Source organism: Cupriavidus sp. SIMBA_020 (genome assembly GCF_046535395.1).
Classification (GTDB): domain Bacteria; phylum Pseudomonadota; class Gammaproteobacteria; order Burkholderiales; family Burkholderiaceae; genus Cupriavidus; species Cupriavidus campinensis.
In genome coordinates this window covers 1-246 of record NZ_JAWRWU010001361.1, presented here as the reverse complement: position 1 = coordinate 246, position 246 = coordinate 1, and the positions used below count along the sequence as shown (strand labels likewise).

The 246-nt window shown below is 61.4% G+C and carries 1 protein-coding gene; it reads left to right on the top strand.

Annotated elements, in window-relative coordinates; genetic code table 11:
• Positions 1 to 246, top strand: a 246-nt coding sequence (locus SB751_RS33945; protein WP_410749488.1) for a citrate/2-methylcitrate synthase, incomplete at both ends; no start/stop codon positions are given.

Sequence of the window (246 nt, the reverse complement as noted above, 5' to 3'; positions counted from 1 at the left end):
GAACGCATCGACGTCGACGGTCCGCCTGGCCGGTTCGTCGGGCGCGAACCCGTTCGCGTGTATCGCTGCCGGTATCGCGTGTCTGTGGGGCCCGGCGCACGGCGGTGCGAACGAAGCCGCACTGAACATGCTTGAGGAAATCGGTTCGGTGGAAAACATCCCCGAATTCATCAAGCAGGTGAAGGACAAGAACTCGGGCGTGAAGCTCATGGGCTTCGGTCACCGCGTGTACAAGAACTACGATCC